This window comes from Bradyrhizobium genosp. P (genome assembly GCF_049949265.1).
Classification (GTDB): domain Bacteria; phylum Pseudomonadota; class Alphaproteobacteria; order Rhizobiales; family Xanthobacteraceae; genus Bradyrhizobium.
Genome location: NZ_CP188195.1, coordinates 5207722 through 5223384, shown reverse-complemented (window position 1 = coordinate 5223384; position 15663 = coordinate 5207722). Strand labels below are relative to the sequence as shown.

The following is a 15663-nucleotide window of genomic DNA, read 5'->3' as shown; positions in this document are numbered from 1 at the left end:
AGTATTCTCAGCTGCTTGCCGCAGCGCGGACGGGTTGGGTGCTGACGCCGGGGCACCTGGTAATCGAATGGATGTGGCTTGCCGATCGAGCAAGCGGGCTGGCAGGGTGGGGCCCCAAAAGAACAATCGGCGAGGAGACACCATGGTGCGCAAACTGATCGATATCTCGGTTCCCCTGCAGAATGACGTGCCCGCCGATCCGCCGGGTAATCACCCGACCGTCCAGTACATCGACCACCAGCAGGGTCTGCCGCGCATGCTGCAATTCTTCGACGGCCTGAAGGCCGAGGATCTGCCGGACGGCCAGGGCTGGGCGGTCGAGCAGGTCTCGCTCTCCACCCACAACGGCACGCATCTCGATGCGCCCTGGCACTTCCATCCCACGATGAACCGCGGTGAGCGGTCCTGGACTATCGATGAAGTGCCGCTGGAATGGTGTTTTCAGCCCGGCGTGAAGCTCGACTTCCGGCATCTGCCCGACGGTTACGTCGCGACGGCCAATGATGTCGAGGCCGAACTGAAGCGCATCGGCCATACGCTGTCGCCGCTCGAGATCGTCGTCGTCAACACCAGCGCCGGCGCCAAATACGGCAGGCCCGATTACGTCACCTCCGGCTGCGGCATGGGCTACGAGGCGACGATGTATCTGCTCGAGCGCGGTGTGCGGCTGACCGGCATCGATGGCTGGAGCTGGGACGCGCCGTTCGTCTACACCGCGAAGAAATATGCCGAGACCGGGGATGCGAGCCTGATCTGGGAGGGGCACAAGGCCGGGCGGCACATCGGCTACTGCCACATCGAGAAGCTGCACAATCTGGAGCAGCTGCCATCGACCGGCTTCATGGTGTCGTGCTTCCCGGTGAAGATCGAGCGCGCCTCCGCCGGTTGGACGAGGGCGGTCGCTATCCTTGATGGCTAGGTCACGTGACGGGGTGCGAGGGGGCTATCCGGCAGGCGGCGGCTCCCCGCCGCGCCCCAACGCGAACTGGCCGACCGGCCCCTCGACGTGAAAGTCCAGCCCGGTCATCTTCGCGAACAGATCGATATTGGTGGTGCCGATCGCACAGCCGCCGAGCCCGAGATCGGTTGCCATCAGGTACAGCGTCTGGGTCAGGACGCCGGCATCCTTGAGGATCAGCGCATAGGCGATGGCGCTGTACTTCCAGGAGATCCGGCCAAAGCGCGCCGCGATCGTGATCAGGATCTGCGGCCGTGAAGCCGCGTCCATGGCGAATTCTGCGCTTTGCAACATGGCGTCGAACTGGTGCGGGTGCACGTCGATCGCCGCCAGTGCGTGCGCATCGGCGTCATAGTGATAGAACCCCGGCGCCAGGCCGTCGCAATTCGCAACCGCCAGATAGAGCTCAAGCTCGTAGGCGCTGCCCGCCCCGGGATAAGGCCTGCCGGTGTATTCGATATCAGGACCGTTGTCGGCGAATTCGAGCTGGCTGCTCCATCTCGACCTGATACGCGCGACGCCGTTGAGAAACATCGAAAGCTCGGCCAGCGTGACCGGCCTCTCATCGTCGAAATCCCGCATCGAATGCCGTTCCTGCAGCAGTTTTTCGAGCGGCGAGGCGCCCCCGTCGAACTGCTGCAACTTGACGACCTTGCCCGGCCAGGCCGGGCGCACCGCCGGCAGCGGCGCGATCAGGCCGGTGTGCGGATAGAGGCCGCCCAGCGGATTGGCCTGCCGGCCTTCCGTGCTGCGGGCATGAAACAGCAGGTCGTGAAAATCCCAGAGCACAAGACCGTCATCTCCCTCCGCTTGCCGGAGAGCATCGGGTTTTGCCGTGTCGATCGTGAAGAGGATCTGGCAATCCAGCAGCAGCGCGAGCAAGGCCGGTCCCGGATAGTCATCCCGGCGCCGGATGCGGCTGATCTTCTGCGGGGTCGCGAGGATCGCGAGCAGGGCCGCAATTGCTGGATCGCAAATCCTGAACAGCGCCCCGGCCCGCGGTGATTCCAGAACCATCTCGGTGCCGCGCCGCCGCAAGTATGCGAAGCGCGACAGCGCGATCGTTGTGGTATCGCCAAGTTTTGGCGTCTGCGGCCAGTAGTCTGGGATCTGCGGTTCGATCACCACCAAATCATCGCTACCGTGTGCGCGTCGCAGGCCGTATTCCACGAGGCCGCGCCGCGCCAATTGCCGGATCAAGCGCTCGACATCTCGCTCGATCGCATCGCCTTCAGGCGAAGGGAGAGCCAGGCCTTCTCGCAATCTTCTGGCGCGCTCTGCTGCCGCGGTGCTGAACGTTCCCAGCGGCTCGGCATAGCCGTCGACATGGGCCGCTACATTCCCGTCGGCCAGCGCTTCGAGAACGACCTGCGCGTTGAGCCGCGCGAACAGGATCGGTGGCGCGGCGGGTTGCGATTTCTTTTTCTTAGGCGCGCGCACGCCAGTATCACCTAAAGCGCGATGAGGTTTCGTTGAATCGTCATCGCGCTTTGGCTCCTTGTTTGAGCATGATCTCCGCGCAAACGCTACGCGTTTGTCGCGAGGGAAAGCCGCTTCACACTTTTCCGGATCATGCTTTACGTATGCGGCAGGAATGGCGTCAGTTCGCTTTCCAGCGACGGACGATTGCGCAATCCAAGCTTGACCGGCACATCATAGAGCCGTCCCGGCCCGAAGCGGCGATAGAAATGACGCATGCCGGGAACGATCACCCGGACCACGGGAACCTCGACGTCCGGCCGGGTCTGATCGAGGACGAGGAAATCCATGCCGGCACGCGCGGCGATGTCGACGCAGGCATCGACCTGCGCGCGCGTGTTATCGAGCGGCACGTTTGATGCGGCGGCCGGGGGGATGATCGGGTTCGCGCCTGGAATCAGGAATGGATATTGCTCGAGCCGCAGCGGATTGATGCCATCAAGGCTCGGCTTCTCGCCACTGCCGCCGCCCATCAGTCCGATGGAAAGGAACTGGTTCAGCTCCGTCAACGACCGCAGCAATGCAATGCGGGGATCAAAATGAGAGCCGGACCCGAACTCGATGTTTTCCTGTCCGTTCTGCATCCAGTGCACGATCGCGACGTGCGTTGGAATGCCGAGATCGCTGGTGATATCGAGCACCCAGAGCCGGCGGCCGGAATCCTCGAGTTGGGTCTTGAGATCGCGGACATAGGAATCGTCGAACTGGCTGAGATCGACTTCGGCCCGTTGCGATCGGTTGTACCACCAGATCGCGTAAGCATCGCGCTCCATCAGTTCGAGGAAGCCCTGGACGATCGCTTCCTCGCGCGTATTGCCGGCCGCACAGCCGTTGGAATCGGCGGCGAAGATGGCCCCTGGCTCATCATGGAAGAAATACAACAGGCTGGTCGGAATGTATCTGAAGCGCTTGTCGCGCAGCGACCAGACCGGCGACCATTCGATCCGCGCGGACGGATCGAACGGCTCCGGCGCCGGTTGAGTGTGATGGGAGTCATCGTGGTTGTGCGGAGCCCGAGTGCGGTATTGCTCGTCGCTGAACTGCAGGATGTCGTTGGGACGGATCGCATCATCAGACGGAAAGTCGGTGAAGCGCTTTCGCGCCCGGATCTCGTCGCCCTGGAAGATTCCGGAATAGCGCTCGATCGCTTCCATCAGCGCGCTGGCTTCGCCTTGCTCGGCGGTGCTGCCCTTGCCGAAACTGCCGCCGCTCAATCCCGAGCGGAGCTGGTCGACGCTTTGCGCCGGCGCGGAAAAATTATGCTGGGCGTAGAAATTGGTGTTCATCGGCAGATCGACTTCGATCCGCTCCAGCCGCGTCACCACGCCGGTGAGTGGGCTGACATGCTTCTTGAACCGCGCCACCGTGGAGCGCGACGACACGGTGCGGTAGCCGCCGCTGGTCATGAAGAGCTTGGCGCCCGGCCCCAATTCGATCGGCTGCGGTGCGCGCCGCGGATTTTGCAGCTTCTTGCTGCCACAGGTCGGACATTGCGGGCGGGCTGCCACGTAGTGTCTGGCAATCGTCGAGCCCAACAGGTCGAGGCTCACGATGTGATTGCGCAGATCGGTACGGAAGCCGCTGGCGATCGCCTTGGCGATCTCGATCGCCGCAAACTGGACGGCGCTTTGCCCGACCGTGTGCTGCACGAGCGGAGAGAGGGCGACGGCCTTGGCTCCGCCGCGATCGAGGAATCCCTTGACCTCGCGGTTGCGGATCATCCGATCGAACAGGCAGGTCCAGCACGCGGTCTCGCCCGGGTTGAAGACGGGGCCGACCAGGGGAAACACGCCGGAAGGCTGGACCAGCAGCCAGGGAGACCTGCTGGACGCGCGTTCCTGGTTGCGTTCAACCAGCCGCCGATCGAGATAATCGTTCACCAGCGTGACCGTGAGGTCGGGCGAGGTCTTGACGACACGGACGCCCAGATCCTGCAGCGCCTTGCTCAATTCGGCAGCGCCCCTGACGTCGATCGTTTCAAGCCGCACGCGGCAGTTCTGAAGGTTTTGCTCGGCGACCCCGCTGGGCAGGCCGAGGGTCGCCCAAAACCCCTCCACGGCGCTGCCGCGCGTTGGCGATTTCGAGATCACATAGCCGCGCTCGAGTAGTCGCTTGATGGCTTCGTCGATTTTGTCAGACGGAAATTTTCGCCCGAGCTCGCTGACGAGCTTGGCGAGGCTGATTCCGTTGGTGCCGATTGCGGACGCAAGCGCGCAATAGAGCTCGCCATGCAGAAAGAATTTGCGGTCTTCGGAATACAGGCAGACGACATCGGGAGGCAGCACATAGGCCGTGAAATTCGGTGCGAACTGCAAAACGTCCTTGTTGGCATGCGGAGCGGATTTTCTGGACAAAGAAGCGTTCCTGTACAGCTTGCGGCCGATTTTTTCGAAGGGGAGGGTTGAACTCAAGAGGTGCTGAGCTCAACGTCCCGCGCTGCGCTCAAGGCGAGCCGCGCAATGACACATTGACCAACATCAAGGGGCGACAACATGAAATGGCCGGGTCGACCTGTGTCGAACCCGGCCATGACGATTGATGTTGGTCAACGCGATGCTGTCTGGCTTAGCAGATGCGGCAGGCGCCCCACGACAGGCAGCAGCCGCCGCCGCAACCGGCGCAGCCGCCGCATCGGCAACCGCGGCAACCGCGGCAACCACGACAACCGCGGCAGCCGCCGCAGCCGCGCGCTTCCTGAATAAGGCCTCCGGCCTGTTCCTTGTCGAACAGATGGAACGTCGCCAGGCTGACGTCGGCGATTTCTTCTTCGCCGAGCGTGATGGCCTGTGTCGGTCCATAGTTATGAGTTTGCGGCAGGTCCGCCGCCGGCACTGCCGATGCGGACGCACTTCCCACCAGTGAGAGAGTCAATCCGGCTGCACCCAACGCGGGCACGGCGGCCTTGGTCACACGCTTCCGCTTGGGGGCTTGCTTCACCCGTGGCATAGTCGCATCCTCCATTCCTGATAAAACTGAAGTCTCGAGTCCACCCTGCGTATTTGTACGCTGCACGATCTGACCATGCAAGACTCGCTATGCTGTCGCGCGACGTTTCGTGATGCATTCATGCTGTTCATCGTGCGTTCATCCTCTTGTTCATGCTGGGGTTCATCTTGATGAACGAGATCAGCGGCCGGTGCTGTGACGCGGCCTTCATCGACAATTTCAAGCTGCGCGAAAAGCTCATGCTGCACTGCGATTACCCTGGGGACGAAGCGAGGAATCCGCATGCGGGGTGATGGCGCGAGCTTTGCCTGGTACGAACTGCTGACCACGGACGTGGCAGGCGCCAGCACCTTCTACGGCGGCGTGCTGGGCTGGGAAGTGAAGGACATTTCCACACCCGAGCTTCTTTACACTCTGTTTACTTCGGGCGAGGTCCCGCGAAGCGGCCTGATGGAGCTGCCGGAAGAAGGCAGACGGCAGGGAGCGATGCCGAGATGGATCGGCTATGTCGGCGTCGACGACATCGACGCGACCGTCGGCCGAATCCAAAAGCTTGGCGGCGCCGTCTATGTGCCGCCGACCGGCACCAACATCGGCCGTATCTCGATCGTCGCGGATCCGCAACGGGCGACGTTTGGACTGGTCAGTGGTCTCGAGGTCACACCGCAACCAGTCGCCGACCTCGATGCGCCCTCGCGCGTCGGCTGGCATGAATTGCTGGCTGCCGACTGGCGCAAGGCCTTCACCTTCTACAGCGACGTCTTTGGCTGGCGGCAGGCTGAGGCCGATGTCCCCGCCACCGAACCCTATCAGTTGTTCTCGGTCGGCGGGCGGATGGCCGGCGGAATCTTCAACAAGCGGCCGATCGAGGCGATCCCGTTCTGGCTTTACTATTTCAACGTCGACGACGTCGACGCCGCCATGCTGCGGGTGAAGACCGGCGGCGGACGAATTTACGAGGGCCCGCTGGAGCTGCCCGACGGCAGCTGGATCGTTCGTTGTCTCGACCCGCAGGGCGCTACATTTGCCCTGCAGGGAGCGCGAAATCAGGACAGCATAGCGGAGGCACCGGCCGCCGAATATCGCTGGACCAGCTCCTGGGACGGGATCTCGTCGCAAGGCAGGTGGCGCAGCGACCGGCCGGCCGGCAAGGGCCGGCCGCCGGGCAAGTGAGGCCGTTTCGTCAGGCGGCCTTTGATCAGGCGGCCTTTAGTCAGGCCGCCTTGGCAGAAGCTGCCGACGGTTTGGCTGCCGCTGCCGGCGGCTTGATCGGCTTATCCTGCCGCTTCGACCAGGAGATGTAATAGGCCACGATCGTCATGATCGCGATGCCGGAGACGCTGACGAAGATCTGAGCGAACAGCGAGCCCGAACTCATCGACAGCTCGAAATGTCCGACAAAGGACAGGAACACGCCGACACAGAATACCGCGAGCGATTGCTGGCCGCACACGATCACCGGATCGAACACCTTCCACTCCAGCGCCGACCAGTCCTTCGGGATGAAGCGGATCACCATCACGGTGATGACCACGAAGTGCAGGAACCGATAGGGCGCAAGGTTGGTCTTGTCGTTCGGGTTGAACTCCGCATAGAGCCAATGCGGGAACATGGCACCAAGGCTGTCCGGAAAGCGCCCCGCCATCGTCATGATCAACGCGAAAATCAGATAGGCGACGCAGAACCAAAGCGTGTAGCGCGAGTTGATGATGTGCATGTTCTGGCGTGCGCCGCCCATCGCGCACCATGAGCCGAACACGAACAGCACCTGCCAGCAGTATGGATTGAAGTACCAGGTGCCGGCCGGGTAGGCCGGCAAGTTCCAGCCGGTCTGCCGCGCGACCAGCCACAGCACGATCGAGGCCAGCATGGTCCAGTTCGGCTGCCGCAGCATGAACCACAGCACCGGCGGAAACAGGCCCATCAGCACGATGTAGAGCGGCAGCACGTCGAGATTGACCGGCTTGAACTTCAGGAAAAGTCCCTGCCGCAGCGTCTCGGTCGCATTGTCGACGAGGCCGGCGACGTTGAACTCGTTGATCATCTCGGAATCGCCGAAGCGCAGCGCCAGATAGCTGATCGAGGCGATGTAGATCACGAACAGGATGATGTGGGCGACGTAGAGCTGCCAGACCCGCTTGGTCAGCCGCGTGGCGCCGACGATGAAGCCGCGCTCCATCATCATGCGGGCATAGACGAACGAGGCCGTGTAGCCCGAGATGAAGACGAAGAGGTCGGCGGCGTCGCTGAAACCGTAATTCCGCGTCGTGAGCCAGTTCACGATATTGTCGGGGATGTGATCGAGGTAGATCGCCCAGTTCGCTATCCCGCGGAACAGATCGAGCCGGAGGTCACGTCCTTTTTCGGGCAGGTGAGCGTGAATTTCCATGGGGTCCCGCTTCTTCGAGGTGATGCATTCGAAAAGGCCTCGCCGCGTAGGCGGAACGGTCCCGAGGCCCAGATTGTCACAGCCTAGCAGAATGACTATACCGGTCCGGTGAAGGTACCTTCCGAGGACAGGGAATCACCGATCAAGTCCCTGAACGGTGTCTCTATACTGTCCCGGCGGTTTCCTTCAATCGCTTCCATGTTGCACCTTCCTACGGGGCCCGACCATCCATGACCGCATGCATTTTTAAGCCCGCCAAAAACGCGATGCAATCGGGACGTGCCAAGACCAAGGAATGGCAACTGGACTACGAACCGGAGCAGCCGCGGACGGTCGAGCCGCTGATGGGCTGGACCTCATCCGGCGATATGAAGCAGCAGCTAACGCTCCGTTTCGAGACCAAGGAGGAGGCGATTGCCTATTGCGAGCGGAAGGGCGTCGCCTACAAGGTGATCGAGCCGAAGGATTCGGCGCACCGCCAGATCGCTTATGCGGATAATTTCGCGTTCCGTCGCTGGGAGCCTTGGACGCACTAGGCTCCTTGGACGCACTAGGTCCTTGGACCGACGAGGGACTGCCCGGGGGGCGATCAGGTTGCGAGGTTCGGAACGGCGAGACTGCCTGGAATCGGCAGCGGGGCGTCCTTGGAGACGCCGAGCACCGGAAAACTTCTGATTTTACGCACATTGGGCAGACCTGTGAATTGCAGGAGCTGCCGGCGCATGTCGTTGACATCAGGTGCGACGCATTTGAGCATGAAGTCGGCGTCCCCCGAGATCCGCCAGCATTGCAGGTAGCGCGGCACAGCGGCAATGGCGGCCTCGAATGCCTCGATCGCGGCCAGGTTCTGGCTATCGAGCTGGATCAGGACGAAGGTCGTCACCTCATAACCGAGCAGCCGTTCGTCGAGCGTGGCACGGATCGCCTGGATCACGCCGAGGCTGCGCAGGGCCCTGACACGGCGGAGACAGGGTGGGGCGGTGATGCCGACACGGGCGGCGAGTTCGTTGATCCTGATCCGGCCGTCCTGCTGCAGCTCGGACAGGATCTTCAGGTCGATGTCGTCGAGCTGGTGACGCTCCGTCACGGGTGCTCACCGGCCAGGATGCTCCGTCGGCTCCCGCCCTTGCTGATATCGCCGGGCACGGCCTGCGGTGCTACCCCTGATAGCACCAGCTTCTCATGGGCCGCGACAATCGCCTCCTTGGTCAACCGGCCCCCGGGGCGGTACCAGGTGCAGAGCCCGGTCAACAGCGCGATGATGGCGAAGGTGGCGACCTGGACGTCGACGACATCGAAGACGCCTTCGGATACCCCGTCGGCGAGGATCTGTGCCAGCCGCTGCTCATAGGCGCCGCGCAGTGCCACGACCACGCCGTAGTTCTTCGGCTCCAGGCTGCGGAGCTCGGAATTGGCGATGAAGACCTCGCGCTTGCGGGTCATGTGGTAGGTGACGTGGAAGGCGACGAAAATCCGCAGCTTCTCGACCGGATCGGTCTTGCCCGCCAGAGCGAGGTCGAGCTGGCGCAGCAAATCGTTGATATGGTCCTGCACCAGATCGAACAGCAATTCCTGCTTGGTTGAGATATGATTGTAGAGCGAGCCGGCCTGGATGCCGACCTCGGCCGCGAGGTCGCGCAGGCTCATCGCGTCGTAACCGCGTTCGAAGATCAGGCGCACGCCAGCCTTGCGGATTGCCTCCAGCGTCGTAGGGCCGTGTGAGCCGATTGTGCGTGCCATCGGAGGCCTCGGATGGGTGTTGGCTTGTCAGGATCGACTGGAAACAAGCAAACGACCGTATGTTTATCGCACAAAATCCAAGTAGATTTAATGCGCTGCGGAATTCACGCGCGAACTATAGCAGAACCGCTTGCGACGGGAATAAAAAAACGTATGATCGTTTAATTGCAAGATGAATCCTTGGGAGGGATCATGGCCTCGAACCGGGCGGCAGTCTTCAATTTCGACCTTGGCGAAACCGCGGATGCGATCCGCGAGACGGTGCATGATTTCTCATCCAACGAGATCGCCCCGCGAGCCGCCGAGATCGACCGCAGCAATCAGTTTCCGCGCGACCTCTGGCCCAAGATCGGCGCGCTCGGACTGCACGGCATCACGGTCGAGGAGGAGTACGGCGGCTCGGGCCTCGGCTATCTCGAGCACTGCATCGCGGTGGAGGAGATCTCGCGCGCCTCGGCCTCGGTCGGGCTGGCCTACGGCGCGCATTCCAACCTCTGCGTCAACCAGATCCGCCGCAACGGCAACGAGGCCCAGAAACGCAAATATCTGCCGAAACTGATCTCGGGCGAACATGTCGGCGCCCTCGCGATGTCCGAGCCGTCAGCCGGCTCCGACGTGGTCTCGATGAAGACCCGCGCCGAGAAGAAGGGCGACCGCTTTGTGCTCAACGGCAACAAGATGTGGATCACCAACGGTCCGGTCGCCGAGACGCTGGTGGTCTATGCCAAGAGCGATCCGAATGCAGGCCCACGCGGCATCACCGCCTTCATCATTGAAAAAGGCATGAAGGGGTTCTCAACTGCGCAGAAGCTCGACAAGCTCGGCATGCGCGGCTCCGACACCTGCGAATTGGTGTTCGAGGATTGCGAGGTGCCCGAGGAGAACGTGCTCTCCGAGGTCGGCCGCGGCGTCAACGTCCTGATGAGCGGGCTGGACTATGAGCGCGCGGTGCTGGCGGCGGGCCCGATCGGCATCATGCAGGCCTGCATGGACGTGGTGCTGCCGTACGTCCATGAGCGCAAGCAGTTCGGCGAGCCGATCGGCGCATTCCAATTGGTGCAGGGCAAGCTCGCCGACATGTACACCACGATGAATGCCTCACGTGCCTATGTCTATGCGGTGGCGAAAGCCTGCGACCGCGGCGAGACAACGCGCGAAGACGCCGCCGGCGCGATCCTCTATGCCGCCGAGAAGGCCACCCAATGCGCGCTGGATGCGATCCAGCTGCTCGGTGGCAACGGCTACATCAACGACTACCCGACGGGCCGTCTGCTGCGCGACGCAAAACTCTACGAGATCGGCGCTGGCACCAGCGAGATCCGCCGCATGCTGATCGGCCGCGAGCTGTTCGCGAAGACGGCGTAGTGTTTCCTCTCCCTCGCCCCGCTCTTCGCGGGGAGAGGGTGGGGTGAGGGGCTGTCACCGCATCAACGGTGGTAGAGATCTTCGCGGAGGCTCCCCCTCACCCGGATCGCATCTTTCGATGCGATCCGACCTCTCCCCGCAGGCGGGGCGAGGTGACTTGAGGCCTCGGCGCCGGTACCTTTTCGCAAATCGGCCACCCCAACGAGACGTGCAACGCACATGCCGCTTCATTCGACGATCGATCCCACATCCCAAGAATTTGCCCGCAACGCCGAGGTGATGCGCGGCCTGGTCGCGGACCTCCGCGACAAGCTCAATCAGGTCGCCGGCGGCGGGGGCGAGGCCTCGCGCAACCGGCACACCTCGCGCGGCAAGATGCTGGCGCGCGATCGCGTCGATCTTCTGGTCGATCCCGGCACCGCATTCCTGGAGTTGTCGCCGCTCGCCGCCAACGGCCTCTATGGCGGCGACGTGCATTCGGCGAGCGTCGTGACAGGGGTGGGGCGCATCTCGGGGCGCGAATGCATCATCGTCGCCAACGACGCCACCATCAAGGGCGGCACGTACTACCCGATGACGGTGAAGAAGCACCTGCGTGCCCAGGACATTGCGCGGCAGAACAATCTGCCTTGCGTTTACATGGTCGATTCCGGCGGCGCATTCCTGCCGCTGCAGGACGAGATCTTCCCCGACGAGCGGCATTTCGGCCGCATCTTCTACAACCAGGCGCAGATGTCCGCACAGGGCATTCCGCAGGTCGCGATCGTGATGGGCTCCTGCACCGCCGGCGGCGCCTATGTGCCTGCCATGTCGGACGAGAGCATCATCGTGCGCAACCAGGGCACCATCTTCCTCGGCGGTCCGCCGCTGGTGAAGGCTGCGACCGGCGAGGTTGTCACGGCCGAGGAACTCGGTGGCGCCGACGTCCATTCGCGGCAGTCGGGCGTGACCGACCACTACGCCCAGAACGATGCCCATGCGATCGGCATCGCGCGGCGCATCGTCGGCACCCTGAAGCCGCCGACCCGCGCGGCGCTCAACATGCGCGCGCCCCAGCAGCCGCTGTTTCCGGCCGAGGAAATCTACGGCGTGGTTTCCGCCGACGGCCGCAAGCCGTTCGACGTGCACGACATCATCGCGCGGATCGTCGACGGCTCCGAATTCGACGAATTCAAGAAGCTCTACGGCACCACGCTCATCTGCGGCTTCGCTCATATCTGGGGCTATCCGGTCGGCATCATCGCCAACAACGGCATCCTGTTCAGCGAGAGCTCGCTGAAGGGCACGCATTTTATCGAACTGTGCTGCCAACGCGGCATTCCGCTGGTGTTCTTGCAGAACATCACGGGCTTCATGGTCGGCAAGAAGTACGAGGCCGGCGGCATCGCGCGCGACGGCGCCAAGCTGGTGACGGCGGTTGCCACTGCCGGCGTGCCGAAATTCACCGTCGTGATCGGCGGCTCCTACGGTGCCGGCAATTATGGCATGTGCGGCCGGGCCTATAGTCCGCGCTTCCTGTGGCTGTGGCCGAACGCGCGCATCTCCGTGATGGGCGGCGAGCAGGCATCGATGGTGTTGAGCCAGGTCCGCCGCGACAATATCGAGGCCAAGGGCGAGGCCTGGTCGGCGGAGGAGGAGGACAAGTTCCGCAGCCCGATCCGCGCCCAGTATGAGAGCCAGGGCAATCCTTATTATGCCACCGCGCGGCTCTGGGACGACGGCGTGATCGATCCGGCCGATACGCGGCTGGTGCTCGGGCTAGGCCTGTCGGCCGCCGCCAATGCGCCGATCGAACCGACGAAATTCGGCTTGTTCAGGATGTGACCATGGACCGCTCAAAACTCTACCGGCGCTTCGGGACGCTTCTGATCGCCAACCGCGGCGAGATCGCCTGCCGTGTCATCCGTAGTGCGCGCCGGATGGGGCTGCGCACCATTGCCGTCTATTCGGAAGCCGACCGCGACGCCCTGCATGTCGCGCTCGCTGACGAGGCCGTGCTGCTTGGCCCCGCGCGGGCGCGCGACAGCTACCTCAACATCGAACGCGTGATCGCGGCGGCGCGCGAGACCGGCGCCGAGGCCGTGCATCCCGGCTACGGCTTTCTCTCGGAGAACGCCGAATTCGCCCAAGCCTGCCTCGAGGCCGGACTGGTGTTCGTCGGCCCGACCGCCGAGATGATGACGGCGATGGGCTCGAAGTCGGGCTCCAAGGCGTTGATGGAGAAGGCCGGCGTGCCGCTGGTGCCGGGCTATCACGGCGCGGCCCAGGACGAGGCGACCCTTGCAGACGCGGCCAACCGAGTCGGTTTCCCGGTGCTGGTGAAGGCTTCCGCTGGCGGCGGCGGCCGTGGCATGCGCGTGGTCAACTCGGCGGCGGAATTATCGGCTGCGATCGTCAGCGCCAAGCGCGAGGCCAAGGCGGCGTTCGGCGACGATCGCATGCTGATCGAGAAATACGTCCAGAATCCTCGGCATATCGAGGTGCAGATTATCGGCGACAGCCACGGCAATCTGCTCTCGCTCTGGGAGCGCGAATGCACGCTGCAGCGGCGGCATCAGAAGGTGATCGAGGAGGCGCCGTCGCCGACGCTGAATGCCAGCCAACGCGAAGCTGTTTGTGAGGCCGCGCGCAAGGCCGCCGGGGCAGTCAACTATGTCGGCGCCGGCACCATTGAATTCGTGTCCGACGGCAACGACGTGTTCTTCATCGAGATGAACACGCGCCTGCAGGTCGAACATCCCGTCACCGAGTTGATCACCGGCATCGATCTCGTCGAATGGCAGCTCCGCACAGCCTTTGGCGAGGCGCTGCCGCTGAAGCAGGCCGAAATCAAGCTCAACGGCCACGCCATCGAGGCCCGCGTCTACGCCGAGAACCCGCAGAAGAACTTCATGCCGTCGGTCGGCCGCATCAAGACATGGCGGACACCGGCGGAAGGTGACGGCCTGCGCATCGATGCTGGCTATCGCAGCGGCGACGCCGTGTCGCCTTACTATGACGCGATGCTGGCCAAGGTGATCGCGTGGGCGCCGACGCGCGAGGGCGCGATCGAGAAGCTCCACCGCGGGCTGGAGCAGACCGATGTCCGCGGCATCGTCACCAACATCCCGTTCCTGTCGGCGCTGGTGACGCATCCCGACGTCAGGGCCAACAAGATCGATACCGGTTTCATCGAGCGCGAGCTGAAGAACCTGACCGCCGAGAAGGGCGCCACGGGCGAGTTCGAGCTTTGCGCGGCGGTGGCCGCCATCATCAACGACGAGCAGAAAGCCGCACGGAGCGACGTCAATTCGCCCTGGCAGACCTTCGGCTGGATGCCGGTCGGCCGCCGCCAACGCGTCTTCTCGTTCCGGCAAGGCCACGGCGCCGAGCAGACCGTCACGCTGCACTACGGCAGCGGGTCATCGACCATGTCTGTCGGCGGGCATGAGCTGGCCTTCACCATCTCATCGCTCGACGACAGTGGCTTCGACGTGACGCTGAATGGCCTCAAATCTCGCGTCGCCTCGGTCCTCGAAGGCCACGAACTCTATCTGCGAACCCGCAACGGCCGCTTCGACCTGCACTGGATCGACCCGTTCGGCGGCGAGAGCGAGGAGCAGGCCGGCGAAGACAAGATCGTCGCACCGCTGCCGGGCACCGTGGTGGCCCTGCTTGCCGAGGAAGGCGCGACGCTGGAGAAGGGCGCGCCGATCCTCACGCTCGAAGTCATGAAGATGGAGCAGACCTTGCGCGCGCCCTACGCGGGCGTGCTGAAGAAGCTCAAATGCAAGGTCGGCGATATCGTCGGCGAGGGCGTCGAGCTTGCTGAGGTCGAGGCCGCGGCATCATGAGCGAGCAGGTTCGCATCATCGAGATGGGGCCGCGCGACGGCCTCCAAAACGAGAAGACGCCGGTCAGCGTCGATGCGCGCGTTGCGTTCGTCGAGGCGCTGGTTGCGGCCGGGCTCACCACCGTCGAGGTCGGCGCTTTTGTTTCGCCCAGAGCGATCCCGCAGATGGCGGGCTCGGATCAGGTGCTGCGCGGCGTCAGCCACGTCAAGGGCGCGGAATTCCACGTGTTGGTCCCGAACGAGAAGGGCTATGACGCCGCGCGCGGGGCCGGCGCCGAAGTCGTTTCCGTGTTCGCGGCCGCATCTGAAGGTTTTTCGCGCGCCAATATCAATTGCTCGATTGCAGAGTCCATCGAACGGTTTAAGCCGGTCCTTGCGCGCGCCAAGGCCGATGGCGTCAAGGTCCGCGGCTATGTTTCCTGCGTTCTGGGGTGTCCCTTCGACGGCGAGATCAAGCCGAAGGCGGTCGCCGATCTCGCCATGACGCTGTGGGATCTCGGTTGCTACGAGATATCGCTCGGCGACACCATCGGCGTCGGCACGCCGCTCAAGGCCAGGCAGATGCTGCGAGCTGTCGCCTCGGAGATTCCAACTACCAACCTTGCCATGCACTTCCATGATACATATGGCCAGGCGCTCGCCAACCTCTACGCCGGCATGGAGGAGGGCGTCCGGGTCATCGATTGCGCCGCCGGTGGCCTCGGTGGTTGTCCGTATGCGCCCGGCGCGACCGGCAATGTCGCGACCGAGGATGTCGTGTACATGCTCGAAGGCATGGGGATCAGGACTGGCGTCGATATGGAGAAGCTTCTCGCCGCCACGAATGAGATGGCCGAACTACTAGGTCGTCCGCCGGTGAGCCGCGTCGCGAGTGCACTGAACGCCAAACGCAAGCGAATGGTGAGTAGCGAATAGCGAATGGAGTCTATTCGCCACTCCCTATTCGCCACTCGC

14 protein-coding genes are annotated in these 15663 nt (G+C 63.3%); 8 read left to right on the top strand and 6 right to left on the bottom strand.

The genetic code is table 11. The annotated features are described in order from the left end of the window. Positions 1-142: 142 nt before the first annotated feature. Positions 143-919: a cyclase family protein gene (locus ACP2YO_RS25360; RefSeq protein ID WP_426433907.1), complete on the top strand. Its 777-nt coding sequence runs from the start codon at positions 143-145 to the stop codon at positions 917-919. 24 nt (positions 920-943) lie between these two features. Here ACP2YO_RS25360 and ACP2YO_RS25355 read toward each other — a convergent pair whose 3' ends face one another. From ACP2YO_RS25355 to ACP2YO_RS25345, 3 genes are all read right to left on the bottom strand, one after another. After that, positions 944-2398, bottom strand: coding sequence for a SagB/ThcOx family dehydrogenase (locus tag ACP2YO_RS25355; RefSeq protein WP_426433906.1), 1455 nt, complete (start codon positions 2396-2398; stop codon positions 944-946). Positions 2399-2535: 137 nt separating this feature from the next. Beyond that, positions 2536-4791 (bottom strand): TOMM precursor leader peptide-binding protein, encoded by a 2256-nt coding sequence (locus ACP2YO_RS25350; protein WP_426433905.1) that lies wholly within the window; start codon positions 4789-4791, stop codon positions 2536-2538. Between the two features lie 211 nt (positions 4792-5002). Beyond that, on the bottom strand, positions 5003-5347 hold the full coding sequence (locus ACP2YO_RS25345; RefSeq protein WP_426433904.1) for a hypothetical protein: 345 nt from the start codon (positions 5345-5347) through the stop codon (positions 5003-5005). Positions 5348-5553: 206 nt separating this feature from the next. Here ACP2YO_RS25345 and ACP2YO_RS25340 point away from each other — a divergent pair, with 206 nt between their 5' ends. Beyond that, positions 5554-5676, top strand: a complete 123-nt coding sequence (locus ACP2YO_RS25340; protein ID WP_426433903.1) for a hypothetical protein — start codon at positions 5554-5556, stop codon at positions 5674-5676. Next, a complete protein-coding gene (locus ACP2YO_RS25335; protein WP_426433902.1) occupies positions 5666-6556 on the top strand; it encodes a VOC family protein in 891 nt (296 codons plus the stop codon). Before ACP2YO_RS25340 ends, ACP2YO_RS25335 begins: the two co-directional genes overlap by 11 nt. 40 nt (positions 6557-6596) lie before the next feature. On the opposite strand, the gene ACP2YO_RS25330 is transcribed toward ACP2YO_RS25335, so the two are convergent. Beyond that, the gene (locus tag ACP2YO_RS25330) at positions 6597-7772 is read right to left on the bottom strand and encodes an OpgC domain-containing protein (RefSeq protein ID WP_426433901.1); all 1176 of its coding nucleotides are present in this window, start codon (positions 7770-7772) and stop codon (positions 6597-6599) included. Positions 7773-8002: 230 nt separating this feature from the next. On the opposite strand from ACP2YO_RS25330, the gene ACP2YO_RS25325 reads away from it, so the two are divergent. After that, positions 8003-8308 carry an ETC complex I subunit gene (locus ACP2YO_RS25325; protein WP_426433900.1) on the top strand — a complete coding sequence of 102 codons (306 nt, stop codon included), beginning with the start codon at positions 8003-8005 and terminating at the stop codon, positions 8306-8308. 53 nt (positions 8309-8361) lie between these two features. On the opposite strand, the gene ACP2YO_RS25320 is transcribed toward ACP2YO_RS25325, so the two are convergent. Next, positions 8362-8859, bottom strand: coding sequence for an Lrp/AsnC family transcriptional regulator (locus ACP2YO_RS25320; RefSeq protein ID WP_426433899.1), 498 nt, complete (start codon positions 8857-8859; stop codon positions 8362-8364). Then, positions 8856-9512 carry a TetR/AcrR family transcriptional regulator gene (locus ACP2YO_RS25315; protein WP_426433898.1) on the bottom strand — a complete coding sequence of 219 codons (657 nt, stop codon included), beginning with the start codon at positions 9510-9512 and terminating at the stop codon, positions 8856-8858. The genes ACP2YO_RS25320 and ACP2YO_RS25315 overlap by 4 nt, the downstream gene beginning before the upstream one ends. A gap of 192 nt (positions 9513-9704) precedes the next feature. Here ACP2YO_RS25315 and ACP2YO_RS25310 point away from each other — a divergent pair, with 192 nt between their 5' ends. From ACP2YO_RS25310 to ACP2YO_RS25295, 4 genes are all read left to right on the top strand, one after another. After that, positions 9705-10877, top strand: coding sequence for an isovaleryl-CoA dehydrogenase (locus ACP2YO_RS25310; RefSeq protein ID WP_426433897.1), 1173 nt, complete (start codon positions 9705-9707; stop codon positions 10875-10877). A 219-nt stretch (positions 10878-11096) separates the two neighbouring features. Next, positions 11097-12701 carry a carboxyl transferase domain-containing protein gene (locus ACP2YO_RS25305; RefSeq protein WP_426433896.1) on the top strand — a complete coding sequence of 535 codons (1605 nt, stop codon included), beginning with the start codon at positions 11097-11099 and terminating at the stop codon, positions 12699-12701. A 2-nt stretch (positions 12702-12703) separates the two neighbouring features. Then, positions 12704-14710: an acetyl/propionyl/methylcrotonyl-CoA carboxylase subunit alpha gene (locus tag ACP2YO_RS25300; RefSeq protein ID WP_426433895.1), complete on the top strand. Its 2007-nt coding sequence runs from the start codon at positions 12704-12706 to the stop codon at positions 14708-14710. Beyond that, positions 14707-15624, top strand: coding sequence for a hydroxymethylglutaryl-CoA lyase (locus ACP2YO_RS25295; RefSeq protein ID WP_426433894.1), 918 nt, complete (start codon positions 14707-14709; stop codon positions 15622-15624). Before ACP2YO_RS25300 ends, ACP2YO_RS25295 begins: the two co-directional genes overlap by 4 nt. Positions 15625-15663 lie beyond the last annotated feature (39 nt).